Origin of the sequence: Pseudofrankia coriaricola (assembly GCF_001854805.1) — a bacterium.
Lineage (GTDB): Bacteria > Actinomycetota > Actinomycetes > Frankiales > Frankiaceae > Pseudofrankia.
On record NZ_MBLO01000036.1, the window covers coordinates 213,744 to 238,104 of the forward strand.

Consider the following 24,361-nt stretch of genomic DNA (forward strand, 5'->3'; position numbering starts at 1 on the left):
GCCGACCAGCCAACGGCCCGCTCGGCGTCGAGGTCACGAAGAAGATGATGGGTGAGCGGCGCTGGGCCGACCCGGCGGAGATCGACGCGGTGTTCGTGAGCGAGGACGCCCAGGAGGGCGCCCGGGCGTTCGCCGAAAGCCGCGCGCCGGTGTGGAAGGGAAGGTAGCCCGGTGAGCATCACCGACACCACGGACACGGCCGCCAGCGCGACGAGCGCGCCCGCCGCGGCACCGCGGCGGCACGAGCACTGGATCAACGGCGCGGCGGTGCCCCCCGCGGGTGGGGCCTACTTCTCCACCCGCAGCCCGGCGACCCGCGAACCGGGCGATGAGATCGCCGCCGGCACGGCGGCCGACGTCGAGCTCGCCGTCGCCGCGGCGGCGGCCGCCTGGCCCGCGTGGGCCGCCCGGCCCGCGGGCGAGCGCGCGGACATCCTGCACGCGGTCGCCGACGCGATGGCGGCGGGGGCGGGGGAACTCACCGAGCTGGAGCGGGCCGCCACCGGCAAGACCGACGGCCAGCTGAAGCTCGAGATCGACATGTCGGTCGCGTACTTCCGGTACTACGCCGGGGTGCTGCGCGCGCTGCACGGCCGCACGATCGACCTCGGCGCCGGGGCGCACGCCTACACCCGGCTCGAGCCCTACGGCGTCATCGGCGCGATCACCCCGTGGAACCTGCCCCTGAACCAGGCAAGCCGCGCGCTCGCCCCGGCGCTGGCCGTCGGCAACGCCGTCGTCGCCAAGCCGAGTGAGTTCACCTCGACGTCGACGGTGCTGCTCGCCCGGCTCGCGACCGAGGCCGGGCTGCCGGACGGCCTGCTCAACGTGGTCACCGGCACCGGGCCCGACGTCGGCAGCCCGCTGGCCACCCACCCGCTGGTACGCAAGGTGGCGTTCACGGGCTCCGTTCCCACCGGGCGCCACCTGGCCAGGGTCGCGGGCGACCGGCTGATCCCGGTGACGCTGGAGCTCGGTGGCAAGTCCCCGGTCGTCGTCTTCGCCGACGCGGACCTCGACCGGGCGGCCGCGGCGGCGGCCGGCGCGATCCAGGCGAACTCCGGCCAGGTGTGCTCGGCCACGACCCGCCTGCTCGTCGAGAACTCGGTCCATGACGAGGTCGTCGCGCGCGTCGTCGAACGGCTCGAGAAGCTCCGGCCGGGCGTCGACTTCGGCCCGATCATCACCGAGGCGCAGTTCACCAAGGTCCTCGCCGCCTTCGCGGAGGCTTCGCGGGACGGCCTCACCCCGCTGACCGGGGGCGCCGCCTACGACGACGGCCCAGGCGCGGCCGGCCAGTACGTGCGCCCGACCGTCTACGCCGACGTACCGCCGACGCACCAGCTCGCCCACGAGGAGGTCTTCGGGCCGGTCCTCGTGACCCGCCGGTTCGCCAGCGAGGCGGAGGCGCTCGCCGTGGCGAACGACACCGACTTCGGCCTCGTCGCGAGCGTCTGGAGCGGTGACATCGCCCGCGGGCTGCGGCTCGCCGAGGGGATCCAGGCCGGCCAGGTCGCCGTCAACGGAGGCCCGCTGACCATCGAGACCCCGTTCGGCGGCTACAAGAACAGCGGCTACGGCCGCGAGAAGGGCCTCGAGGCCCTGCACGACTACGCCCAGACCAAGACCATCAGCCTCTCTCTGGGCTAACACGAAGGAGCACCACCGTGGACGATGCGCTGAGCGCCGCGTACGCGCTGCGCAGGGCCATGCTGGGCGACGCCTACGTCGACCGGCAGACAGGCGAGACCGATCCGGTCGCGCGGGAGTTCCAGGACCACATCACCCGCCAGGCCTGGGGCGTCTGGACTCGCGGCGGAGCCCTCTCCAACCGGGACCGCAGCCTGCTGGTGCTGGCGATGACCGCCGCTCTTGGCCGGATGGAGGAGTTCCGGCTGCATGCCAGCGCGCAGGCGCGGACCGGTGTGACCGACGCCGAGCTGGACGAGCTGCTCTTCCAGGTCGCCGCCTACTGCGGCGCGCCGGCGGCGATCTCCGCCCGCCGTGCCCTGCGCGAGGTGCGCGCCGACCGCGCCGCCCAGGAGGCCGCTCAGGAGACGGCCGCCGCTTCGGACAGCGGGTCCGCGCCCGGCGAAGGGGCGTGACTATGACCTCCCCGACGGTTGGCTTCGTCGGCCTCGGCAACATGGGCGCCGCACTCGCCGACAACCTCGTCAGGTACGGCTTCGACGTCGTCGCCTTCGACGTGGCCGGCCCGGACCGGGCACCCGAGCGCTCCCGGTTCGCGGCCGACCTGGCCGAGGTGGCGCGCGAGGCCGACATCGTCGTGTTCAGCCTCCCGGACGGCACCGTCTCCGAGAAGGTCGCCTCCGAGGTCGCCGGCGCGGCCGACCGCCGCGTCGCCCACATCATCGACACGTCGACGATCGGTGTCGCCGCGGCCGGCCGTATCACCGAGCTGCTCACCGCCGCCGGCATCGGCTACGTCGACGCGCCCGTGTCCGGCGGCGTGGCCGGCGCCAGGGCCCGCAAACTGGCGGTCATGTACGCGGGCACCGACGACGCCGTCGAGGCCGTCTACTCTGTGCTCGCCGGCCTGTCGGACAAGATCCGCCGCGTCGGTGACCGCGCCGGCCTCGGCCAGGCGCTGAAGCTCGCGAACAACTTCCTGTCCGCCACGGCGCTGGCCGCCACCAGCGAGGCCGTCGCGTTCGGCGTCAGGGCGGGCCTCGACATGAAGACCATGATCGAGGTCCTCAACACCTCCAGCGGCCGCAGCGCCGCCACCGACGACAAGTTCCCGAACGACGTCCTCACCGGCCGCTACGGCTCCGGCTTCGCCAACACCCTCATGGCCAAGGACGTCCGCCTCTACCTGGCCGAGGTCCGCGAGGCCGCCACTCCGGACACCGTGGGGGCGACGACCGAGGACATCTGGAAGCGCTTCGCCGAGGCCGAGCCGGGGGTCGACTTCACCCGCATCTACCCCTTCATCGAGGGCCCCGCCTGACGCGAGGCCAGCCCCGTATCCCCTCCGGGCTCGTTGTGGAAGCGCTGGGCGCCGATCCGTGGCCGTCCGCTTCCCGACACAGCAACGTTGTCCGTTCGCCTCGCCACCGTTGCGCCGCATACGGGACGATATGTACGCGGAACGGAGCGAACGGATTGGCCGGTGGGGGGACCCATGGATCTGCCTGAGCGGCCCGACTCGTCGAATGCTCCCGGAAACGGCGGACGCACGGGTGCCGGTCCCGCGGGCGACTCCCCCGACCAGCGCGGCTCCTTACCCCCCAGCCGCAGTCCGCTGGCCGTCGCGATCGGAAATGCCTCCCTGCTGTGCGTCGGATACGTGATGCTGGGCTGGCGGCGGCGGGCGGCCGCCGTCGGCCTGGTGACGCTCGTACTCGTCATCCTTCTCGCCTCGGCGATTCAGACGGTGTGGTTCGAGCTCGTCTTCCTGGCATGGTGGCTGGCCCTTGTCGCGCATGGCTGGTTTCTGGCGGGCGGATGGCCACGGCGCCGGCGGAGGGCGGGCGGAAGAACGCGGCTGGTCACCGCGCTCGCCCTCGCGCTCCCGGTGCTCGCGGCCGTCGTCCTTCTCCGTCTCGACGTCGCGCGGATCAACAGCGACCTGGCGGGGGCGGTCCGGGACGGCGACTGCGGAAAGGCGACGGCGGCCCTGGACCGCAGATCAGCGGCCCACTATCTGGCCGACTCGCCCGGAGCGGCCAGCGGCGACGCCACCGGGCGGGTGTGCGCACGGCTCCGAGTCGCCGCCGCCCAGTTCGACGACGCTCTGGACGGCGACAAGAGCGCACTGACACAGGGATTCAGCGGCCTGTCGGGAGTCCTCGCGGACGCGCCGGGCCACGAGCGCCTGGTCGAGGGCGTTCTGAGCGGATTCCTCGACCGCCTCCCCGTCCACGACGCCTGCGACACGGAGACGATCCTCGACGGGCTGCGCGCGAGGAAACCGACCGGCGACATGTTGGACCGTGCCACCGGCGTCGTCCCCCGGCTGGCACCCGCGGCGATCGTCGGCTGCGGCGACAGTCTCCTGGCCTCCAGTGACTGGGAGCCGGCACGCACCCAGTACCAGCGGCTGCTTGACCAGTACCCGGGCGACAAGCTCGCCGGCAAGGCCACCGATGGGATCAGGAAGGCGACCCAGCAGGTCGAGCTGGCCCACGTCCGTGAGCTGTTGGGAACCGGCTCCGGCGGCGGACAGCCCGCATACTGCACCAACCCGGCGCCGTACAGTGGCGCGGCTCCGCATGGCGGCGACGGGCCGTATCGCACCCTCCTGCGCGGCGACAACACCTACGTCGGCCAACTGCCCGCCGAATGGCTGACCGACGACGTCGCTGACGCGGTGCTCGTGGTCTGCGCCGGCGCGAAGGAGTACGGCGACACGGTTCGGACCTGCTCGTACGAGACGAGCTTCGGCGTGTTCGGCTCCAAGGACGTGGCATTCAAGAAGATCGCGGTGCCGGTCCGCGTCTACGAGGTCCAGACCGGGCGCCTGGTGTCCGACCTCAGGGTGCAGGTCAACGGCCCGAACTGCCCCAGCACGATCAGCTACACCACCTACGGTTCTTTCGACACCGGGCCGCCCTCGGAGATGTACGTCGACGCGTCGGACGCCGACGTCACCGCCGCCGTACGCGGCGCCCTCGCACCCGTGATCGACCCATGACCACCACCGACCGACTGACCGGCTCACCAACTCACCGCGACGGGTGGCGTGGGCCCGGTGGCCGGGCCACGATCGTCGGCGGTCGGTACCTGCTCAGCCGGTCGGTCGCCGCCCGGGCGGCCCGGATGATCGGCCGACCGCAGCTTCGGTGGTCGGGCGTGATGCATCACGTTCCATCGGCGCTCCTGACAGCGTCGCGGCCCGTTCCGGGGTGCCACCCGGGCGGGCCCTTTCATGAACTCAAGCCAGGCTCGGCCGGTGGCGGCGACCGGCCAGCGCGCTACGTGGTCAGCGCCGGCATTCTGCTCGCTGCGTACCGGCGTGCGAGCGCCGCTCGCCATCTCATCGCCTGGTCACTCGACTCGACTGCCCGGTAAGTCCATAGCCCGGCAACCTGGCTGGCGAACGCGGTCAGCGCTTCCGGGGTGACCGTCCAGCAGGCGAGCCCGGCTGCCCACTGTTCGGCCTCGGTCGGGCTGTGGCCCGCGCCGATGAGCCGGATCGCCATGAACGCGGCGTCGACCCAGGGGGCGCCCTGCGCGGGCCAGCCCCAGTCGACCACCCAGACCCGGTCGTCGGCGACGAGGAACTGGTGGGCGTGCAGATCGGTATGCAAGAGCCGGTCGCCGGCGACCGCGTCGCTCACACCGACGGCCAACGTGGCGGCCGTCGCGATGTCGAACCCAGGGACTGCGTCGGCTGGCAGGGCACGCAGGTCATCCCACCAAGCGGAGCGTCGCCATCGGTCGGACAACGGGCGTAGCCCGTCACCGGATCGCCGGCCAAGTTCGTCGAGCACCTCACCGATACGCGGTAGGTCCGCGGAGCCGGGGGTGAGATCCGCCGGACGGCCGTCCGCATGGTCGAACGCGACGAGCAGCCAGCCCGCCGTGTCGACGGCGAACAACGGCGTCGGGGCGACCCCGGCGGCCAAGTGCCCTGATTCGTGCTCGTTTGACAGCCATCGCGCCCGTCGGCCGTCGCCCTCGACCGCTTTGACGAACAGCCGGCGGCCGGCTGTTTCCGCAACCACGGCGAGGTCGCAGCCGTTGCCCACGTCCACCGGTTTGGTGGACGTGACCGGCCCTGTCTGCGCCTCGACCGCCTCGCGGACCTGCGGAGGCAGGTCATCCCATCGCATGGGAGGTCGCATTCCTAGTCGTCGTCCTGGTCGGTCCGGGTATCTCGATTCTCGTTGCCGTCCGAGCCGGAGGCACCGCAGTCGTCCGGGTCGCACCTGCGCTTCGCGGTTGTCGTCCACAGGTCAGGGTCGACGACGAAACCGGATGCCTTCATCGCGGCGATCGTAGCGACCTGGCCACCGGCCGGGCCTTCATCGACGGACGGGTCGACAGGCACGTGATGAATGAACCGGCCACATACGCGGGCGCAGAATGCGGCGTAGTCGCGGGTGAAGAGGATGAACGCGTGCCAGCCGACGTCCACCAGCGGCGACGGCACGAGCCCCTGGGGGCCGCGGTCCGCGCACGTGCCGAGGAACGCCAAAGCTTGGTCGACGATCCGGTCAGCCAGCTCGGCGTGATCCGGATGGTCGGCGGCGACCCGGGCCGCGACCCGGGCGAACTGAGTTTCCCCCTCTGAGCGTGGAGAACATCGCGAACAGAGGGTGAGGCGATTGTCATGGAATCGCGTCGTAGGTTCGATCAGGAGTTCAAGGAAGGCGCTGTCCGTATCGTTCTCGAGACGGAGAAGCCGGTCGCGGCTGTGGCCCGTGACCTGGGGGTTCACGAGACAACGCTGGGAAACTGGGTGAACGCGGCGCGTCGTAGGGAAAAGAAGGGCGAACTGTCCGAGGGCGAGCGGGCGGAGTTGGAGCGGCTGCGGGCGGAGAACGCGAGGCTCGCGATGGAGCGTGATGTCCTCAAGCGATCCGTGGCCCTCTGGGTGAACGAGGCGATGGGCCGGACGGGCCGGTAGAGCTGGCCGGGTTCATCGTTTCCCAGAGGGCCGAGCACCAGGTTCCGTACCGGCTGTCGTGCCGGCTGCTGAACGTGTCGGAGTCCTGGTTCTACAAGTGGCGCCACGGCGACGAGTCGGCGCGCCGGGCGCGGCGTCGGGCACTCGCAGCGGCCGTGCGCTGGCTGTTCCACCTGCACCGCGGCCTCTACGGCTCCCCGCGGATCACCGCGGAGCTACGTGCCCGGGGCTGGTCGGTGTCGAAGAACACCGTCGCGGCGCTGATGGCCGAACTCGGCCTGGCGGCGCGGCGCCGACGGCGTCGCCGGGGCCTGACCAAAGCCGACCGCAACGCCGCGAAACCACCAGACCTGGTCCGCCGCCGGTTCTGCCCGCCCGAGGCCCCTGACCGGGTCTGGGTCGGAGACCTGACTGAGATCCCGAACAGCGAGGGCAGGCTCTACCTCGCCTCGGTCCTGGACCTGCACAGCCGGCGCATCGTCGGGTTCGCCCTTGGCCCTCGGCACAACCCGGCGCTGGCCACCGCCGCGCTACGGGCCGCGATCGCCGCCCGCGGCGGCCACGTCGACGGCGTCGTCCTGCACACCGACCAGGGCGGTGAATACACCGCCACCGACTTCGCCGACACCTGCCAAAAATCAGGCGTCACCCAGTCCATGGGACGCACCGGCTCGGCACTGGACAACGCCGTCATCGAGTCGTGGCACTCCACTCTCGAATTCGAGCTCCTCGCCCGGGCGCAGTTCACCACCCGCGCGCAGGCGAAAACCGCCGTCGCCGACTACATCGACTGGTACAACACCAAACGCCGCCACTCAACCTGCGGCGGGCTTTCCCCGGCCGCCTACGAACACCAGACCCGACCCGGCCAGAACCACCCCGGCGGCCATCCGGAAAAAGACAAGAACATGGAGGCGGCTGGCGCCGCCACTCATCCCCAGACCCAGGTGCCGGTTCGGGAGCGCCGCGCACCATACGAGGCCGCCCCTCCAGGGTCAAGGACCGCTCCGCGGCCGCCTGACGGCGGTGGCCCTACGGGCCATCCTGGACCCCGGAGCCTCTACGGCCTCGCGGCCAGCACAAACAGGGCCAGGTTAGGAACCTGGCCCATCAGACGCGCGACGCCGGGTACACCCACCTACAGACACCAGGCCAAGACCCGGCCCTACCCCAGCCGATCATCTCCACGGTTCGAGGGGAAGCTCGGAACAGCGCCGGGTCGACAAGTTCATGGCCGTGATGCTGCTCGGCTGTGGGCTGTGTTGTCGGGGCAGGTGGGGCGAGGGTGGTCATGGTGCCTCCTGGTGGTGTCGCGCCCGCCCGGGGGGTGATGGCACCCGGGCGGGCCCGAGCCGGTGGGGGGAGGGGGCTCGTTCGACGGGTCGGGTCTGAGCCGGGCGGAGCCGCAGCAGTTGGAACGGCCCGACTTCCCAGGCGGGGAGCATCTTCAGGCCCTCCGCGTACGTCTCCGCTCCTGTGCGTGAGTAGAACGGTGCGAGGGTGCAGAGGACTCGACCGTGGTTGTCGAAGATCGTCAGTCCCCAGAGGTTGACGATCAGCGGCTCGTCGTCCGGGTGGCCGGGGAGATCGGGATCTCCCCGGCCGTCAGCACCACCCGCGGCCGGAGCGCCGGCCGGGAGGGTGGTCCGGTGCCGTGATGGCTCGGCCAGTTCGGATATTTGGTCCATCGGCGCCTCCCGAACTGTCCGTGCCGTTGCCGGCGCCGTTGCCGGCACGACCACTGTCAGGCAGTGTTCGAATAGTCGCTAGACGTGTAACCGTGCTGTGCTGTGATGTGCGGTGTCAGCACAGTCCGCACAGGCAAGGCGGGGGTTCGCATGGGGCAGGATGGTCGTGCGGAACTGGCCGCCCGGATCCGCGAACTACGCGGCGACAAGAGCCAGGCCGCGCTGGCGGCGGCGATTCTGCACGATCGGACAGCGATCTCCCGGGCCGAGACGGACACCGAGGTGCCATCGCCGGCGCTCTGCGAAAAGCTCGACGCGTACTACCGAACCGGTGGCGAACTAGGCCGCCGCAGGCAGACATTGGTAGGCGGGCAGCTAACGGAGGTGAGTCCGACGGACCGTCGAGACCTTCTTGCGGGACTGGTTGCCAGCGCCGGCGAGCTAACCGTCCGGATCCGGACCGGCCGGACGACCCCGGGCCGCAGTGACCTGCTCCTCCTCCAGCACACCATCCGCACCGTGACTGACACGTACGGAGCCACTCCGCACTCAGCGCTGACCCCCGTCGTCGGACGGCATTGGCGCCTCGCCGAGGGGATCGTCGCGGACGCCTGGAAGTCGGACCGCCTCCGCCCCGCGTTCCGCGTCGCGGCCGGCCAGCTCGCCTACCTGCTCTGCCGGCTGTTCTTCAACACGGGCGACACAGCCGGATCGGCCACCTTCCTTGAGCTCGCCGAGGAACACGCCGTTGGTACTGGCGATCCGGCACTCTCCTCCGCCGTCACAGGCATGTGGAGCACCCTCCACTTCTATGCCGGGGACTATCGGGAGGCCGCCGCGGTCGCTGTCGACGGCCGCCGTTGGGGGTATTCCTACGACACGGCGGTCCTCGCCGCCTATGAAGCGCGCGCGCTCGGCGCCCTCGGAGACGACACCGGGGCGATGCGCGCCCTGGAACTGATGGAGCGGTCGCCGATTCCCAGCGCACCCGAGCCGTCGTGCGAGCCCTACGGCACTGCTTGGGGGATGCTCATCGCCGGCGGCACCCTCGCCCGACTCGGCCGGCATGAGGAGGCTTTGCCGATCACAGCCGGGTCCGTCGCCGCATACGACACCAGGTCCGACGCTCCCTATGAAATGCACGCCAACGCGCTGCTTGCCCACTCCCGCGCACTGCTCGGAGCCGACATCGCCGCGGCGGCCGACACAGTCTCCCGGGCACTCGACATGGTCGCCGATCGCCCGACGTACAGCGTGTGGGCCCGGGCCGGCGAGCTAGCCAGCGTCATGGCGCCGCACCGGTCGGTCCAGGCCGTCGCCGAGCTGCGCGGCCGGCTTCGCGAGGCGCCAGCGATGCTCGCCCTCACCGCCGGCCAGATGTCATGACTGCCCCTGCATCGACGGCGAGCGCATCCTTCACGGTCCCCACCGTCACCACCGACCGGCTACTCCTTCGCGCCTGGCACCCGGACGACATCGCCCCCTACTCGGCGATGAACGCCGACGAGGAAACGATGCGCCACAACGGCGGCACCTTCGACACCGCCGGAACCTGGCGCCTGGTCAGCCATTTGATCGGCATGTGGGCATTGCGCGGTTACGGGATGTGGGCCGTCGAGCTTCGGGCGACCGGCGAGTTCATCGGCCGCGCTGGACTGTATGCCGCCTTCGAATGGCCCGCGGTCGAGGCCGCCTGGTCAATCCGCCGGGACCTGTGGGGCCAGGGCCTGGCGACCGAAGCCGCCGCCGCGGCCATCGCCTGGGGCTGGTCGACCCTGCCAGACGACCACTTCATCTCGATCATCGACCCCGCCAACATCGCCTCTCAGCGGGTCGCGGAGAAGGTCGGCTTCACGGTCACTGGGCACGGCAGCGTCGGGCCGTGGAAGGACCAGATTCTCTACCGGCTGGACCGGTCGCCGCCCGGCTGAACTCGCAGTCCCGGGCGCCTGGTCGCAGGCTCGGCGACCTACATGAACGCGACCGGCCCGCCCCGACGCGCGGGACGGACCGGCGGGCGGGTGCCGCTAAAGGCGGACGCCCTTGGCGATTAGGAGGGCGGAGCAGGTGGCGGCCACCCACCTTGCCGCCTCCACCCGCCCACCCAGATCACTGTCGGTGAAGAAATCATGGGTTAGCGTGTCCCCGATCGATCACAGGGGGACACGGGGATGACGCACTACGGCACCCACGACCAAGGTCACGGCTACCAAGGTCCGGGCTACACACAGCCCTACCAACAGACCGGCGGCTACCCACCCGCCTACGGCAACCAGCCACCATCCGGCCCGCCGCCCCGCCCATCATGGAAGCGACGCTGGCCCCTATGGGCCGCCCTCGGAGTCGTCGCCCTGCTGTTCGTGTCCTGTGTCGCCGCCATCGCCAGCTCGGGTGATGGCAAGTCGTCCGCCAGTGCAACACCGACACCGACACCGACAGCCACACTGACGACGACGCCAGCACCGGCTACTTCGGCGGTCACTGTCGCCTCGACGCAGCCAGTCGCCCAGCCGACCGCGAATGCCACACCCGAACTCGTCGCCGTTCCGAACGTCGTCGGAAGCGATCTCCAGTCCGCGCAGGAAACCCTGTTCCCACCGCTGCGGTCCACATCAATCGACGCGACCGGGCAGGGCCGGATGCAGCTGTGGGACCGGAACTGGGTCGTCGTCCGCCAAGACCCGCCAGCAGGCACGCAGGTCGAGGCGCTGACCGACATCAAGCTGTATGTGATCAAGCCAGGTGAGACTGCCCGCTGACGCAAGACCAGGCTGGCAGGTCAACCAATCGCCGGAGGGACATCACGCCGCGGGTAGGGACGTCGAGGGGGCTTGCATGCCGGGTCGGTTCCGCCGCCCACGTCCCGAGACCGACGAGGAGAGGGACGCCCGCCTCGCAGGCACGATCGTCAACGGCCACTGGGAGGCCGTGCAGATTCTCGAACCGATCGAGCTGGAAGATCTCGAACCAGCCGAGAAGATCGCCTACGCGCAGACACTCGCGATCCTGGCGTTGACACATCGGCTGGACAGGCTCGGCAAGGCGGCCAACAGCGACAAGACGGCCAGCAGCATGGACCCGTTGGTCGCGAGACTCGCGGATGCGATCGAGCGGATAGCGAACTTCGGCGTCCCGCCACCGCCCGGCTGACAGCCCCTTGAGGCTCAGGCTGCGTGGTGGACGACGTTGGGCGAGGACCGACGGAAGCGGGTACGGCGGACCGACTCGGTACGGCGCATCCGGTAGGCACGGACCGCCTTCTCGCTGACCCCGTCGCCGAGGCGGGACAACTCGCCACTGGACGGCGACAGGTAGCGGCGGACCGTCCGCGACTAGGTGCCGAGGCGCTTCGCCGCTTCCTCGACGGTCAGTTCGGGGGTCGAGGAGGTCCCGTGTCGCCATTGGCGCTATTGATGATCTAGTCGCCGTGGCGTCGGCCATCCGCTGGTGTCCAGGAGCGGACAAGTGATTCGGCGCGTTGCCGGAACACTGCAGCCACCAGCCCAACGGTGGGACGGCAAGTAGCGAGGAGATCACGGCAAATGTCCACAGTATTGCGTCGGCGGGCGTGCGGCGAGGACCAGGCCAGGAGCGCGGGCGCTCAGCGTGGTCGCCGCCGGCGTCGGGGGCTTCTCGCATCCGTCCTGGCCATCAGCATGGCCGCCGTTGTTCTCGGCGTCGCCTCTCCCGCTCGGGCCGCGTCGCCCTACTACCAGTTCAAGTCCGTGAGGTCCGGGCTCACTCTGGACGTCAACGGGGGGTCGACGGCGCCCGGCGCCCAGGTCATCCAGTGGTCCAGCAACGGCGGCGACAACCAGCGCTGGGCGCTGTTCTTGACCGGCAACCAAGGCCAGGTCGTCAACAAGAAGAGCGGGCTTTGCCTCAACTTCGACGGAGTAGTCGGCCACACCCTGACGCAGGAGCCGTGTGACGGCCGGTTCACCGAGCTGTGGCAGTTCCAGGTCGCGGCGGACGGGACCTTCCAGCTGCGCAACTATTGGAGCGGGCTCTACGCCGACGTCTACGGCGACAGCCTGTGGCCGGGCGCGCCGATTGACGGGTGGTACGGCAACGGCGCGCTTAACCAGCAGTTCGTGTCGGTCTTCTTGGGGTAGCGACGCGACCCCCCAGGACTACCGAGGGATCGGAACCGACTGCGTGGGCGTCCTCGAAGCACTTGGACGCACCGTGTACGACCCCTTCAGTCGGTGACTGGTGGAGCCGCACTTTGGGCAGCGAACCTGCCCGTCCTCGTCCAGCACGCCCTTAATTCACGCCAACGCCCCCCAGTTGTCGTAGCGGAGGACACCCTAGACCGGTGCGCCAGAATTGCGGCGCTACCCCTTGTCGGAGATCGGCGCCGCTGCCAGGTTGGTCAGCAACGAGAAGTTGACCTGGCTCTCCAATCCTGGCGGCTTCCCAGCCGACTACGAGGCCGGCTTCCCCACGCTCTGCGAACTTGCTGACAAGCGGCTCGCCGAGCATGGGTGGCGCCTCGAAGGTGACTGGAGCAGGACCCGGCGGGGTGTCAGCGGACGTTGTAGAGACCGCGACGGGGCCGACGGTCGGCTGAGCCGAAGACGACGAACGCCCCTCCCGGTCTCGGCTGGGAGGGGCGTTCGCGTTGCACACCTCGATGCCAGCGTAGATCGCGGACGTCTGGGGCGCCGGGCCTGGGGGATGCCCCCGAATCGGGGCTTGTCACTCACTGTCGCCGTCGGTCGCGACGGTCCCGCGTGGCGCCGATCAGTCTTCGGACCGGGCTGGACCGTCTCTGGACCGTCGCGCACGCGAGACACCGCGAGACGTGGCTAGATCATGCCGGGTGTAGCTAGCCTGGTCAGAGCCATGATCCGGAATTCGTGCTGGTCGATCACAGGCCGAGGTCCTTGGCGATGATGGTCTTCATGATCTCGCTGGAGCCGCCGTAGATGCGCCCCACCCGGGCGTCGGCCCAGGCCCGGGCGACCGGGTACTCGGTCATGTAGCCGTAGCCGCCGAACAGCTGCAGGCAGGCGTCGGTGACGCGGCCCTGCATCTCGGTGACGAACAGCTTGACCTTAGCCGCGTCCGTCGGGGTGAGCTCGCCCGCGTCGAGCGCGGTCAGTGCCCGGTCGAGCATCGCCCAGCCGGCCTCGACCTCGGTCGCGCAGCCGGCCAGGACGAACTTGGTGTTCTGGAAGTGGCCGATCGTCTTGCCGAACGCCTTGCGGCCGTTCACGTAGTCGACGGTCTGCTGGACGACGGACGCGGCCGAGGCCTGCGCGTTGACGGAGATCGACATCCGCTCCTGCGGCAGGTGGGAGGTCAGGTAGGTGAACCCCTGGCCCGCCTCCCCCAGCAGGTTGGCCGCAGGCACCCGGACGTCGTCGAAGAAGATCTCGCAGGCCTCCTGGATGTGCAGGCCGATCTTCTTCATCTTCCCGCCCCGGGAGACGCCCGGCGTCTTCGCGTCGATGACGAGCAGCGACAGGCCGGCGTGCCGCTGGGCCGGGTCGGTCTTCACCGCGGTCAGGAAGACGTCGGCGTTCAGGCCGCCGGTGATGAACGTCTTCGAGCCGTTCACCACGTACTCGTCGCCCTCGAGGCGGGCACTCGCCGACAGGCCCGCGAGGTCGGAGCCCGCCCCCGGCTCGGTGAGGGCCAGCGCGCAGACCAGCTCGCCGCCGGCCAGGCCAGGCAGCCAGCGAGACCGCTGCTCCTCGTTCGCGTGGTCGACGAAGTACGGCACGCTGATGTCGCAGTGGATGCGCAGCGGGCCGAGGCCCAGGCCCAGGCGGCCGGCCTCCTCGGCGACGACCGCGTTGAACAGGTACGAGGCGCCGCCGCCGCCGTACTCCTCCGGGATGCCCAGCCCCAGGATGCCGAGGTCGCCGCACTTGTTGTAGAAGTCGCGCGGCGGCATGCCGCGCTCCTCCCACTCGTCGAAGTGGGCGACCACCTCCTTCTCGAAGAAGGTCCGGACCGCCGCTCGGAATGCCTCGTGCTCAGGTCCGTAGACCGTGCGTCGCACCGGTCGTCACCCCTTGTTCGCGTTGAGCTTTTCGACGATGGCGGCGAAGTCTGGCGTCTTGAACGACTGCTCCTCGGCGTTCGTCGCGTAGTCGAGGCTCGCCATCACCGCCCGTTCCAGGTGGATGTTCAGCAGCCGCTTCGTCGACTCGACAGCCTGGCGGGGCAGGCCGGCGATCTTCTTCGCACACTCGAGGGCCTCGCCGAACGGGTCGGCGACGATGTGGTTCGCCAGACCCATCTGCAGTGCCCGCTCGGCGGGGATCTTCGCGCCGGTGAGCGCGTACTCCTTCGCCCAGTGCAGGCTCGTGTGCAGCGGCCAGGTGAGCGGGCCGCCGTCGGCCGCCACCAGGCCGACCTGCACGTGCGGGTCGAGCAGGTACGCCCGCTCGGCCAGGTAGACGATGTCGGACAGCGCCACCAGGCTGCAGCCGAGGCCGGCCGCCGGCCCGTTGACCGCGGCGACGACCGGCACCCGGCAGCGCGCCATGCCGAGCACGAGCTCCCGGCCGTGCATGATCGTCAGCCGCTGCAGATCGGGGTCATCCCTCAGTCGCTTCAGGTAGGCGAAGTCACCGCCGGCCGAGAACGCCCGCCCGGCGCCCGTGATCACCGCGGCCCTGGCCTCCAGGTCCTCCGACAGCAACGTCCACACCTTGGCGAGGCCGAGGTGCAGCTCGTGGTTCACCGCGTTGAGGTTGTCCGGCCGGTTCAGCGTGATGATCCGGATCGGGCCGTCGGCCCGGACCTGGATCTCGTCCGGCAGGTCGTACAGGTTGTCCGACATCGTTGTCCGTCCCTTCCGGCCAGGTCAGCTCGTCGGCAGGCCGAGGATGCGGCCTGCGATGATGTTCTTCTGGATCTGGGACGTGCCGCCCATGACGCTCTGCGCCCGGCTGTACAGATAGGCCTCGAGGTTCTCCCGGTCCCTGGTGCCGGTGACGGCCAGCGCCGCGTGGCCCACGGACTGCTCGACCCAGGTCATGAGCAGCTTGTCCAGCGAGCCGTCCGAGGTGTGCGTGACGCCGTCGAGCTGCTCGGACAGCCGCCGGCGCACGTGCAGCCGCAGCATCTCGGCCTGCACCGCCGCCCAGCGCAGGTCGTCGGGCACCTTCCCGCCGGCGGCGTCGGCCGTCTGCGCGAGCGAGCGGACGAGCTTGCCGTAGCGGGCGGAGAAGCCCAGCGTCGACGGCTCGCGCTCGTGACCGACGACGGTCATCGCGAGCTTCCAGCCGTCGCCGGGCTTGCCGACCATGTTGGCGGCCGGCACCCGGGCGCCGTCGAAGACGACCTGGCCGAACTCGGCCGACACCCCGTTGATCATCTTCAGGGGCCGCTGCTCGACGCCCGGCTGGTGCATCGAGACGATGAAGCCGGAGACGCCCTTGTGCCGGGGCACGTCCGGGTCGGTGCGGGCGAGCACCAGGCACAGGTCGGCGACGTCGGAGTAGCTCGTCCAGATCTTGTGGCCGTGGATGACGTACTCGTCACCGTCGAGCTCGGCCCGGGTGGTCAGCGAGGCGAGGTCGGAGCCGGCGCCCGGCTCGCTGAAGCCCTGGCACCACCGCTCGGTCCCGTTGATCATTCCGGGCAGGAAGCGCTGCTGCACCTCCTCGCTGGCGTGCCGGCCGAGGCCGTGCGCCAGGTAGCCAAGGCTCGGCCGCGGCGGGGCGCCGGCGATGGCCAGCTCCTCGTCGAGGATGACGTCGTAGACCGGCGCCAGGTCGTGCCCGCCGAACCGCTTCGGCCAGGACAGGCCGAAGAAGCCGCCCTCGTAGAGGGCGGTGTGCCACCGCCCGGCCTGGTGCCAGTAGTCGTCGCCGGACGCCTTGAACTCACCGGCGTGCTCGGCCAGCCATGCCCGCAGCCGCGCGCGGAACGCGGCCTCTTCCGGGGAGTCACGAAAGTCCAAGGTCGATCTCCTCAAGACTGGCCGGGAACAGCTCCGCGGACGTCAGCACGCGCCGCAGGAAGACGTGCGCGAGGCACTCCCAGGTGTTGCCGATGCCGCCGTGCACCTGGATCGAGGTCTCGCAGATGGTGCGGGCGGCGCGCTCGGTGTAGACCTTCGCGACCAGCGCGGCCTGGACCGCCTCGACAGCCGACAGCTCGTCGACCGCCCACGCGGCGTGCCGCAGCACACTCACCGACCCCTCGACGAGGGCGAGCGCCTCGGCGAGCAGGTGGGCGATCGCCTGGTACGAGCCGATGGCGTGGCCGTACTGCTGGCGCACCTTGGCGTACTCGACGGCGAGGGCCTGCCCGCCGCGGGCGGCGCCCAGCATGTCGGCCGCGGTCGCGACGAGCGCGAGCGCGTGCCACCGCAGCGCTGCCTCGGCGTCGAGCTCGCCGACCGCCGTGAGCGGGCCGGCGACCTCGCCGGTGAGCCTGGTCAGGTCGACGCCCTCGACGGTCACCCCGACGCCGCCGGCGAGCACCTGGGTGCCCTCGAGCGCGAGCAGGCCGCGCAGGCCCTTGGCGTCGACGGCGATGCCGTCGACCGCGACCGTGGCCGCGCCGGCCGCCGCCGTCTCGAGGCCCTCGGGCGCGGGCTCACCCGCCGCGGTGAGCCGCGCGTACAGGTCGTCGGCCAGCACCGGGCCGACGAACGGCACGTCGATCAGGCCGCGGGCGAACTCCTCGGCGACCAGGGCGACCTCGACACCGGAGGCGCCGTCGGACCGCAGGGTCCGCCAGCCGGTCGCGGCGATCGCCTTCTCCAGCCGCGCCGCCCGGTCGTCGTCGGCCAGGTCGAGCACGGACCCGGGGCCGAGATCATCCGCGAGCCGGGCGGCCGCGTCCCGCAGCTCGCGCTGCTCAGTCGTCAGACGAACGTCCATACTGCTCCTTGTTTCTGGTTCGCTCCGTCCGGGCGCCGCGCTCCGGCCCCCTCCTCGCTTCGCTCGGAGGGGACCTCCGCGCGGCGTCCTCCTCCGCTCACGTGCCCTCCGGCGACCTCCGCTGCGGCCCAACCACGTCGCTTCGCTCGTGGCTGGGCCTCCGCGGAGGCACGCCTCCGGGCCAGGACGGTCGCCTGCCGCTGCACCTCACCAATCCGAGCTGGCCCACATGTCGAGACACGTCGCTTCGCTCGTGGACGGGCCTCCGCGGAGGCACGCCTCCAGGCCAGCCCGGTTGCGGAGCGCTTCAACGTTGCGAGCGGTGTAAGCGTTTGCGGGGGGCCACTTCGCTTCGCTCGTGGCCGGCGCCTCCGGGCCAGGACAGTTGCGCAGCGCTTGAACGTCATGGACGGAGCCGGGCCTGCGGTCATCCGGCACCCCGAAGCGACTCCGGCGCGAGCGCCGTGTCGCGCAGGACGCGGCGCAGCACCTTGCCGGAGGGCAGCCGCGGGATCTCGGCGACGAACACCACCTGGCGCGGCCACTTGTAGGACGCGAGCCGCGTACCGACCAGAGTGAGCAGCTCCGCGGCCAACGCGTCGTCGGACGTGACGGCCCACACGTCCGCCGCCTGCCCGGGCGGGGCGGTAACGGGGGCCGAGGCGGGGGCCGTACGGGTGACGGCGGCGACGATCACCTCGCCGGACGCCGCGTCCGGCACGCCGAACACGGCGCAGTCGGCGACCGCCGGGTGGCCGTGCAGCACCGCCTCGACCTCGGCGGGCGCGACCTGGAAGCCGCGCACTTTGATCATTTCCTTGCGCCGGTCGGTGAGCCGCACCCAGCCGTCGTCGTCGATGGTGCCGACGTCGCCGGTGCGGTACCAGCCGTCGTCGAAGGCCTCCGCGTTGGCGTCTTCTGGGAGGTAGCCGGCCATCAGCGACGGCGAGCGGGCCTGGATCTCGCCGGTCTCCCCCGGGCCGAGCGGCTTGCCGGTCTCCAGGTCGACGACCCGGAGGTCCACGCCCGGTGCGGCCTTCCCGACGCTGTCCAGCCGCGCGCCCTCGAGCGGGTTGCAGGCGAGGACAGGCAGCTCGCTCGCGCCGTAGGCAGGGAGCCACCGCACCCCGGCCCGGCGGGTGACGGTCTCTGCGACGCTTGCCGTGACGGGTGTCGCGCCCCACATGATGAAGCGCAGCGACGAGAGGTCGAACGACTCCAGGTCCGGGTGTGAGGCCATCGCGAGCGCGATCGGGGCGACCGCCATCTCGATGGTGATCCGGTCGTCCTGGATCGAGCGCAGCAGCGCGTCCAGGCTGAAGCGGCGGTGCAGCCGCATCCAGGCCCCAGTCTCGAGCGCGGTGACGATGTTGAGGATGCCGAGGATGTGCGACGGCGGGGTCGCGACCTGGATACGGTCCGCCGCCGTCATCCCGAGCACGTCGCGCCAGTGGCCGACGGCGGCGGCGAACGAGCCGTGGGTGTGCCGCACGGCCTTCGGGAGCCCGGTCGTGCCGGAGCTGAACACGAACAGCGCGTCCGCGGCGGGGTCGGGAGCCGCCGCCTCGCCGGGAGCGGATGCCTCGGCGGGGGCCGGTCGCTCGCCGGGAGCGGCGACCGGGGTGGGCTCGGTAAGCTCGACGAGCTCGTCCAGGTGGAGCATCGGCATCAGTTCGGCGAGCACCGGGTGGTCACCGATGGCGTGTGCCGGCTGGCTGACAGCCAGGGCGTGCTCGACGTCGCCGCGTTTCCACGCGGGGCTGAGCAGCACGACGGAAGCACCTAGCCGCCAGATGGCCCGTACAGCGATGATGAATTCTGGACGGGTCGACGACATCAGCGCCACGCGGTCACCGGCACGGACCCTACCGCCAGCGAGCCGATCGGCTAACCCGCTGGTCAGGGCGTCCAGCCGGGCTTGGCTGTACTCCTGCTCCTCGAAGACGAGGACCACCATGGAGAGGCTCCCGTCTCGTCGGTGGAAACTGTATTCTCGTCTAGTTAGAACCTTAATACCAGAGGATGTCGTCACATGCCGAGACCTCCGCTGTTCCAGCGTGCGACCGTCACCCGGGTGATCGAGGAGACGGCCGACGCGCGGACGTTCGCGCTCGCCCCGGTCGCGGGGCCGTGGGAGTACCGCGCCGGCCAGTTCTGCACCTTCAAGGTCACGATCGACGGCCAGGAAGTGCTGCGCAGCTACTCCATGTCGAGCGCGCCGGAGACAGACGGCGAGCTCGCGGTGACCGTCAAGCGAGTCCCCGCCGGCCGGGTGTCGAACTGGATGATCGACAACCTGGCCAAGGGCGACGAGGTCGAGCTGACGAGGCCGCACGGCGTCTTCTGCCTTCGCGAGACCGACGCGCCGCTGATCGGTTTCTGCGGCGGCAGCGGGATCACCCCGGTCATCTCCCTGGCCAAGAGCGCGCTCGCCACGACGAACCGCCGGGTCCGGCTCCTGTGCGCCGACCGTGACCAGCCTGCGGCGATCTTCTGGCAGGCGCTGGCCGACCTGGCCGAGCGGTACCCGGGCCGGCTGTCGGTCACCCGTCACCTGGACGTCGAGAAGGGCTTCCTGGACGCGGACGCGGTCCGCGTCTTCCTCGGCGAGGACACCGGCGCCGACGTCTACATCTGCGGCCCGACGCCGTTCATGGACCTGGTCGAGGCCGCCATCCCCGTGGCAGGGAAGATCTTCATCGAACGGTTCGGCGTGACGGCCCCGCTGCCTCCGGAGGAGGACGAGGCCATCGGCACCGGGGCCGAGGGCTCCGGCTCGGCGGCCAGCCAGGTCCTCGAGGGCACGGTGACGATCATCCTGGGCCGCAAGAAGGTGACGGTTCCCCGCCGGCCCGGCGAGACGTTCCTGGAGAGCGCGCGCCGCGGCGGGCTCACCCCGCCGTTCTCCTGCGAGTCCGGCACCTGCGCGACCTGCATGGCCCACGTCGAGGAGGGCGAGGTCTCGATGCGGGTGAACGACGCGCTGACCGACGACGAGGTCGCCGACGGCTACGTGCTCACCTGCCAGGGCCTCCCCGAGTCGGACAAGGTCGTCGTCAAGTACGAGTAACGCGGTCGGTTCAGGCGCGGCCGTGCTCGCCGAGAGCTGGGGGCGGGCCGTAGGCCGGTTCGTAGCCGTCGACACGGATAGGGCTGCCGATCAGACGGAAGCCGCCGCCCGCGTCGACGACGGCCTCGGGGGCCTCGGCCAGGGCGTCGGGCAGGGAGCGGACCGCGGCGATCGGGATGCCCTGGGGACGCAGCCGCGCCTCCCAGCCGCGCGCTGTGTCCGCCGCCAGTGCCTTGATGACGATCGCCACCACCTCCTCGCGGCTCGCGGCCCGGTCGGCCATCGTCGGGAAGGCCGCGACCTCCTCCGGGGGGATCCCGGCCTCCGTCACGAACGTCCGCCAGGAGCGGTCGTGCGTCAGGAACATGGCGATGAAACCGTCCGCGGTCGGGAACAGCTGCGCCGGCACGTAGTACGAGTGCGCTCCGAACGGGTGGCGCACCGGCTCGGTGCCGTCGTTTAGGTACGCCGACGCCTTGTAGTTGAGCTGGGAGAGCATGACGTCGCGCAGCGACACCTCGACCTGCCCGCCCCGGCCGGAGACGATCTGGGCGAGCAGGCCCAGCGCGGCGGTCAGGCCCGCGGAGTTGTCCGCCGCCGTGTAGCCGGGCAGCGTCGGCGGGCCGTCCGGTTCACCGGTGAGCGCCGCGACGCCGGTGGCCGCCTGGATGATGTAGTCGAACGCCGGGTCGTCGCCGGCGCGCAGGCCGTAGCCGGTGATCGCGACGCAGACGAGCTTCTCGTTGTACTGCCTGAGCGCCTCGTAGGTCAGCCCGAGCTTGCGGATCGCGGACGGCCGCTGGTTGACGATCAGCGCGTGCGCGCCCGCGGTCAGCTCGTGCAGCCGGTCCTGGCCTTCCCGCGTGGTCAGGTCGGCGACGACGCTGCGCTTGCCGCGGTTGAGGCTGGCGAAGTAGGCCTCGCCGACCTGCCGCGACATGTCGCCCGTCGGCGGCTCGATCTTGATGACCTCGGCACCGAGGTCCGACAGCAGCATCGAGGCGTACGGGCCGGCCAGGATGTGGCCGGCCTCGAGAATCCTGATTCCCGCCAGCGGCCCCTGACCCGCGGCGGAACCGGTCAGGGCATCCCGAACTCGCTCCGTCACAGCGCTCCCTCCGTGCGCGGCGCGTGGCACCGTCAAGTGACGGCGCCTGGGCGCAGCGCCCACCCAGCCACCTCGCCGACCCGCGACACCGGGCCAGACCACCCATCATCATGGGCCTCGAGAACTGGGACCACGTGCGAGGGAGCTCAGCGCCCCGTCCTGATTCCCGAACAACGGCCGCCGGGCGCGCGAAGGAAGATCATTGTCGCGCACCCTTTGGCCCTCTACTAAGCCCGAAGGTCGGCGGCGATCTGGGCGTAGACCTCGCGGGTTCGGCGCTTGGAGGCCACCAGCTCGTCGCGGTTGTCGCCGATCGGCAGCAGCCGCGCGGAGAGGTCGGTGACGCCGGCGTCGACGAACTGCTTGATCCGGGCGACGATCATCTCCTCGTCGCCGACAGCGGCGAGGTCGCCGACGTCCTTGGCGTCGCCCTGGTCGAGCAGCCGCTGGTAGTTCGGGGAGACCTCTGCCTCGCCGAGGATCCGGTTGGCGCGCGCCTTGGCCTCCTCGACCTGGTCCCGCAGGCACAGGCACACCGGAATGCCCGCGACGATCCGCGGCGCCGGCCGCCCGGCCTCCTCGGCCGCCTTGATGATCCTCGGCGCGATGTGCCCGCCGATGGCGCGCTCGTCGGCCAGCCACAGCACGGTGCCGTCCGCCTTCTCGCCGGCGATGCGCAGCATCACCGGGCCGAGGGCGGCGACCAGCACCGGCAGCGGCGCGACCGGGGTGAGGCCGAGCGGGTTGTGGACCGTGAAGGTGTCGTTCTCGACGTCGGCGCCGCCGGTGCCCGCCAGGGCGGCGTTCAGCACCTCGAGGTAGTCGCGGGTGAACGCGGCCGGCCTGTCGTAGGGCAGGCCGAGCATGTCCTTGACGATCCAGTGGTGCGACGGCCCGACGCCGAGCGCGAGCCGGCCGTTCGTGGCGGCGTGCGCCGACATCGCGGCCCGCGCCAGCGCGATCGGGTGCTGCGGCTGCAGCGGGACCACCGCGGTCCCCAGCTCGATGCGCTCGGTCACCGTGCCCATCAGCGCGACGGTGATCAGCGCGTCGAAGTCCGTCGGGACCTGAGGGATCCAGGCGGTGTCCATCCCCGCGCCCTCGGCCCAGCGCACGTCGTCGAGCATCCGGGCGGCCTTACGCGCGGAGTCCCCGCGCTCGGGCCCGATCATCACGCCGAACCGCGCCATCTTCTCCACCTAACTCTTCGGTCAACTCTTACGCGCCGCCGCCAGCGTCAGCGCAGGCACAGTCACAGGCACCTCGCCGGCGCGGACAAGGACCGGCCCGGGTGTGCGCACCGGCCCTGTGACCGCACGGTCGGCGCGAAGCGCCCCACTCAGGCGGCGCTGGCGACGCCGGTCACCTCGGCGCCTGACCGGCCCGTGCCACTCTGGCCGAGCGGGTTCCCGGCCGTCACCGCAGCTGGTCCTTCATTACCTTGCCCGTCGCGTTCAACGGGAGGGCGTCGAGGAACTCGACATATCGCGGCGCCTTGAACCCGGCCATCCGCACCTTGGACCAGGACATGACCTCCTCGGCGGATACCTGAGCACCCGCGCGGAGTACCAGGAACGCCTTGCACACCTCGCCCAGCCGCTCGTCGGGCACGCCGATGACGGCGGCCTGGGCGACGGCCGGGTGCTCCAGGAGGTATCCCTCGATCTCGGCGGGATAGGCGTTGAACCCGCCGACGATGAACATGTCCTTCTTGCGGCCGACGATCTTCAGGTAACCACGCTCGTCGAGGGAGCCGAGGTCGCCGGTGTGCAGCCAGCCGTCGGCGTCGATCGTCTCGGCGGTGGCCTTCGGGTCGTCGAAGTAGCCCTGCATGACGCTGTAGCCGCGGATGAGCACCTCGCCGTCACCGGCGACCGCGACCTCGATGCCGTCGCAGGGCGCGCCGACGGTCGTCGCGATCGACTCGAACGAGTCGCCGGGACGGGAGGCCGTGGCGGTGCCGGCCTCGGTGAGCCCGTAGCCGGTCATGATGTGCTGGAACGGCAGCTCGGCCTTCATCCGGCGGATGAGCTCCACCGGGATGTCGGCCGAGCCGGTGACCGCGCAGCGCAGAGATGAAAGGTCGTGCCAGGCTCTGCCACCTTCGGCCAAGTGCGGGCCGCTGGCCTCCAGCAGCGAGTGGTAGATGGTCGGCGCGCCCGGGAGCATGGTGACCTTCTCCCGCTCGACCAGCTCGCCGACCTTGTCCACATCAAAGACGGCCAGCGGCAGAATGGTCGCGCCACGAATGAGTGACGCGACAAGCCCTGCCTTGTAGCCGAACGTGTGGAAGAACGGGTTGACGATCAGGTACCGGTCGCCCTCGCGCAGATCGGCCTGGTAACACCACTCGGAATACAGCCGCAGGGTCTGCCGGTGGTTCATCATCACGCCCTTGGGGCGCCCGGTGGTGCCGGAGGTGAAGATGATGTCGGCGATGTCGCCGCCGTCGACCTCCCGCTCGAACGGCGAGCCGCTCGTGAGGAAGTCCGACTTCAGGTCGATGTTCGTGACCCCGTCCGGCACCTCGTAGTCGATACCGAGGAAGCCGGGCTGGGTGAGCACGGCCTTGGCACCGCTGCGCACGATGATGTCGGCGGCCTCGGCCGCCTTGTAACGGGTATTGACGGGAACCAGGACACCGCCGGCGGTCAGCAGTCCAAAGGCCGCAATCGCCCACTCGGCGGAGTTGGGCGCCCAGATAGCCACCCGGTCGCCCTTGCCAACGCCAAGCGCGGCGAACGCGCCGGCCGCCCGGCGGACCCGCTCGACCAGTTGGACATAGGTCAGGCGCAGGTCACCGTCGACGAGCGCCTCGGCGTCACCGAACCGCTCCGCGGTGCTGGCCACCATCCGCGGGATGGTGTCCCACGGCAGCCCCGTGAACGTCGCGCTCTCGGTGCTCCCGGCAATCCTGAGGTCCCCGGCCACTCTGAGTGCCTCTGGGGACGCGGGCCGCCGGGCATGCGAAGGAAGATCATTCTCGCATGCCCTTTGGCCCTCTCGGTTCTCTGTCACCTGGACGTCCTCGTCACTCGGCTTCCTGGT

At 70.8% G+C, this 24,361-nt stretch carries 24 protein-coding genes; 13 read left to right on the forward strand and 11 right to left on the reverse strand.

What is annotated here, in order from left to right:
* Nucleotides 1-44: 44 nt before the first annotated feature.
* The 5 genes from BCD48_RS54780 to BCD48_RS07240 all read left to right on the forward strand — a co-directional run bounded on the left by BCD48_RS54780 (nt 45) and on the right by BCD48_RS07240 (nt 4,657).
* On the forward strand, nt 45-167 hold the full coding sequence (locus BCD48_RS54780) for a hypothetical protein (protein WP_274536499.1): 123 nt from the start codon (nt 45-47) through the stop codon (nt 165-167).
* Nucleotides 168-171: 4 nt separating this feature from the next.
* Nucleotides 172-1,650, forward strand: a complete 1,479-nt coding sequence (locus tag BCD48_RS07225; protein WP_241841568.1) for an aldehyde dehydrogenase family protein — start codon at nt 172-174, stop codon at nt 1,648-1,650.
* 17 nt (nt 1,651-1,667) lie between these two features.
* Complete coding sequence (locus BCD48_RS07230) at nt 1,668-2,105, forward strand: carboxymuconolactone decarboxylase family protein (RefSeq protein WP_071047501.1); 438 nt, start codon at nt 1,668-1,670, stop codon at nt 2,103-2,105.
* Nucleotides 2,106-2,107: 2 nt separating this feature from the next.
* A complete protein-coding gene (locus tag BCD48_RS07235; RefSeq protein ID WP_071047502.1) occupies nt 2,108-2,971 on the forward strand; it encodes an NAD(P)-dependent oxidoreductase in 864 nt (287 codons plus the stop codon).
* Between the two features lie 174 nt (nt 2,972-3,145).
* Nucleotides 3,146-4,657: a tetratricopeptide repeat protein gene (locus tag BCD48_RS07240; RefSeq protein WP_083418283.1), complete on the forward strand. Its 1,512-nt coding sequence runs from the start codon at nt 3,146-3,148 to the stop codon at nt 4,655-4,657.
* 280 nt (nt 4,658-4,937) lie between these two features.
* Here BCD48_RS07240 and BCD48_RS53270 read toward each other — a convergent pair whose 3' ends face one another.
* Nucleotides 4,938-5,798 (reverse strand): hypothetical protein, encoded by an 861-nt coding sequence (locus BCD48_RS53270; protein WP_083418284.1) that lies wholly within the window; start codon nt 5,796-5,798, stop codon nt 4,938-4,940.
* Nucleotides 5,799-5,812: 14 nt separating this feature from the next.
* Nucleotides 5,813-6,190: a glycine-rich domain-containing protein gene (locus BCD48_RS07250; protein ID WP_491677120.1), complete on the reverse strand. Its 378-nt coding sequence runs from the start codon at nt 6,188-6,190 to the stop codon at nt 5,813-5,815.
* A gap of 108 nt (nt 6,191-6,298) precedes the next feature.
* On the opposite strand from BCD48_RS07250, the gene BCD48_RS07255 reads away from it, so the two are divergent.
* Nucleotides 6,299-6,595 carry a transposase gene (locus BCD48_RS07255; protein WP_071047505.1) on the forward strand — a complete coding sequence of 99 codons (297 nt, stop codon included), beginning with the start codon at nt 6,299-6,301 and terminating at the stop codon, nt 6,593-6,595.
* 14 nt (nt 6,596-6,609) lie between these two features.
* Entirely contained in the window at nt 6,610-7,926 is a 1,317-nt protein-coding gene (locus tag BCD48_RS48780) for an IS3 family transposase (protein WP_274536500.1), read from the forward strand.
* Here BCD48_RS48780 and BCD48_RS50520 read toward each other — a convergent pair.
* Complete coding sequence (locus BCD48_RS50520; protein ID WP_131803823.1) at nt 7,885-8,283, reverse strand: hypothetical protein; 399 nt, start codon at nt 8,281-8,283, stop codon at nt 7,885-7,887. The genes BCD48_RS48780 and BCD48_RS50520 overlap by 42 nt on opposite strands.
* A gap of 150 nt (nt 8,284-8,433) precedes the next feature.
* Here BCD48_RS50520 and BCD48_RS07265 point away from each other — a divergent pair, with 150 nt between their 5' ends.
* The 5 genes from BCD48_RS07265 (at nt 8,434) to BCD48_RS07285 (ending at nt 12,398) form a co-directional block, all read left to right on the forward strand.
* Entirely contained in the window at nt 8,434-9,669 is a 1,236-nt protein-coding gene (locus tag BCD48_RS07265; RefSeq protein WP_071047507.1) for a helix-turn-helix domain-containing protein, read from the forward strand.
* Nucleotides 9,666-10,214: a GNAT family N-acetyltransferase gene (locus tag BCD48_RS07270; RefSeq protein WP_071047508.1), complete on the forward strand. Its 549-nt coding sequence runs from the start codon at nt 9,666-9,668 to the stop codon at nt 10,212-10,214. Before BCD48_RS07265 ends, BCD48_RS07270 begins: the two co-directional genes overlap by 4 nt.
* A gap of 240 nt (nt 10,215-10,454) precedes the next feature.
* Nucleotides 10,455-11,042 carry a PASTA domain-containing protein gene (locus BCD48_RS45670; RefSeq protein WP_083418285.1) on the forward strand — a complete coding sequence of 196 codons (588 nt, stop codon included), beginning with the start codon at nt 10,455-10,457 and terminating at the stop codon, nt 11,040-11,042.
* 76 nt (nt 11,043-11,118) lie between these two features.
* Complete coding sequence (locus tag BCD48_RS07280; protein WP_071047509.1) at nt 11,119-11,433, forward strand: hypothetical protein; 315 nt, start codon at nt 11,119-11,121, stop codon at nt 11,431-11,433.
* Nucleotides 11,434-11,939: 506 nt separating this feature from the next.
* Nucleotides 11,940-12,398, forward strand: a complete 459-nt coding sequence (locus tag BCD48_RS07285) for an RICIN domain-containing protein (RefSeq protein ID WP_157910445.1) — start codon at nt 11,940-11,942, stop codon at nt 12,396-12,398.
* A gap of 758 nt (nt 12,399-13,156) precedes the next feature.
* Here BCD48_RS07285 and BCD48_RS07290 read toward each other — a convergent pair.
* The 5 genes from BCD48_RS07290 to BCD48_RS07310 form a co-directional block, all read right to left on the reverse strand.
* Complete coding sequence (locus BCD48_RS07290) at nt 13,157-14,296, reverse strand: acyl-CoA dehydrogenase family protein (RefSeq protein WP_071047511.1); 1,140 nt, start codon at nt 14,294-14,296, stop codon at nt 13,157-13,159.
* Between the two features lie 6 nt (nt 14,297-14,302).
* Entirely contained in the window at nt 14,303-15,082 is a 780-nt protein-coding gene (locus tag BCD48_RS07295) for an enoyl-CoA hydratase/isomerase family protein (RefSeq protein WP_198543129.1), read from the reverse strand.
* 24 nt (nt 15,083-15,106) lie between these two features.
* Complete coding sequence (locus BCD48_RS07300; protein WP_071047512.1) at nt 15,107-16,207, reverse strand: acyl-CoA dehydrogenase family protein; 1,101 nt, start codon at nt 16,205-16,207, stop codon at nt 15,107-15,109.
* Nucleotides 16,194-17,135, reverse strand: a complete 942-nt coding sequence (locus tag BCD48_RS07305; protein ID WP_071047513.1) for an acyl-CoA dehydrogenase family protein — start codon at nt 17,133-17,135, stop codon at nt 16,194-16,196. Before BCD48_RS07305 ends, BCD48_RS07300 begins: the two co-directional genes overlap by 14 nt.
* Before the next feature lie 427 nt (nt 17,136-17,562).
* Entirely contained in the window at nt 17,563-19,092 is a 1,530-nt protein-coding gene (locus BCD48_RS07310; RefSeq protein WP_071047514.1) for a class I adenylate-forming enzyme family protein, read from the reverse strand.
* Nucleotides 19,093-19,167: 75 nt separating this feature from the next.
* Here BCD48_RS07310 and BCD48_RS07315 point away from each other — a divergent pair, with 75 nt between their 5' ends.
* A complete protein-coding gene (locus BCD48_RS07315) occupies nt 19,168-20,205 on the forward strand; it encodes a ferredoxin--NADP reductase (RefSeq protein WP_071047515.1) in 1,038 nt (345 codons plus the stop codon).
* 10 nt (nt 20,206-20,215) lie between these two features.
* On the opposite strand, the gene BCD48_RS07320 is transcribed toward BCD48_RS07315, so the two are convergent.
* The 3 genes from BCD48_RS07320 to BCD48_RS07330 form a co-directional block, all read right to left on the reverse strand.
* Nucleotides 20,216-21,313, reverse strand: a complete 1,098-nt coding sequence (locus tag BCD48_RS07320; RefSeq protein WP_241841569.1) for a CaiB/BaiF CoA transferase family protein — start codon at nt 21,311-21,313, stop codon at nt 20,216-20,218.
* Nucleotides 21,314-21,540: 227 nt separating this feature from the next.
* Entirely contained in the window at nt 21,541-22,503 is a 963-nt protein-coding gene (locus BCD48_RS07325) for a TIGR03564 family F420-dependent LLM class oxidoreductase (protein ID WP_071047516.1), read from the reverse strand.
* Between the two features lie 226 nt (nt 22,504-22,729).
* Nucleotides 22,730-24,190 (reverse strand): FadD3 family acyl-CoA ligase, encoded by a 1,461-nt coding sequence (locus tag BCD48_RS07330; protein WP_071047623.1) that lies wholly within the window; start codon nt 24,188-24,190, stop codon nt 22,730-22,732.
* Nucleotides 24,191-24,361: the final 171 nt, after the last annotated feature.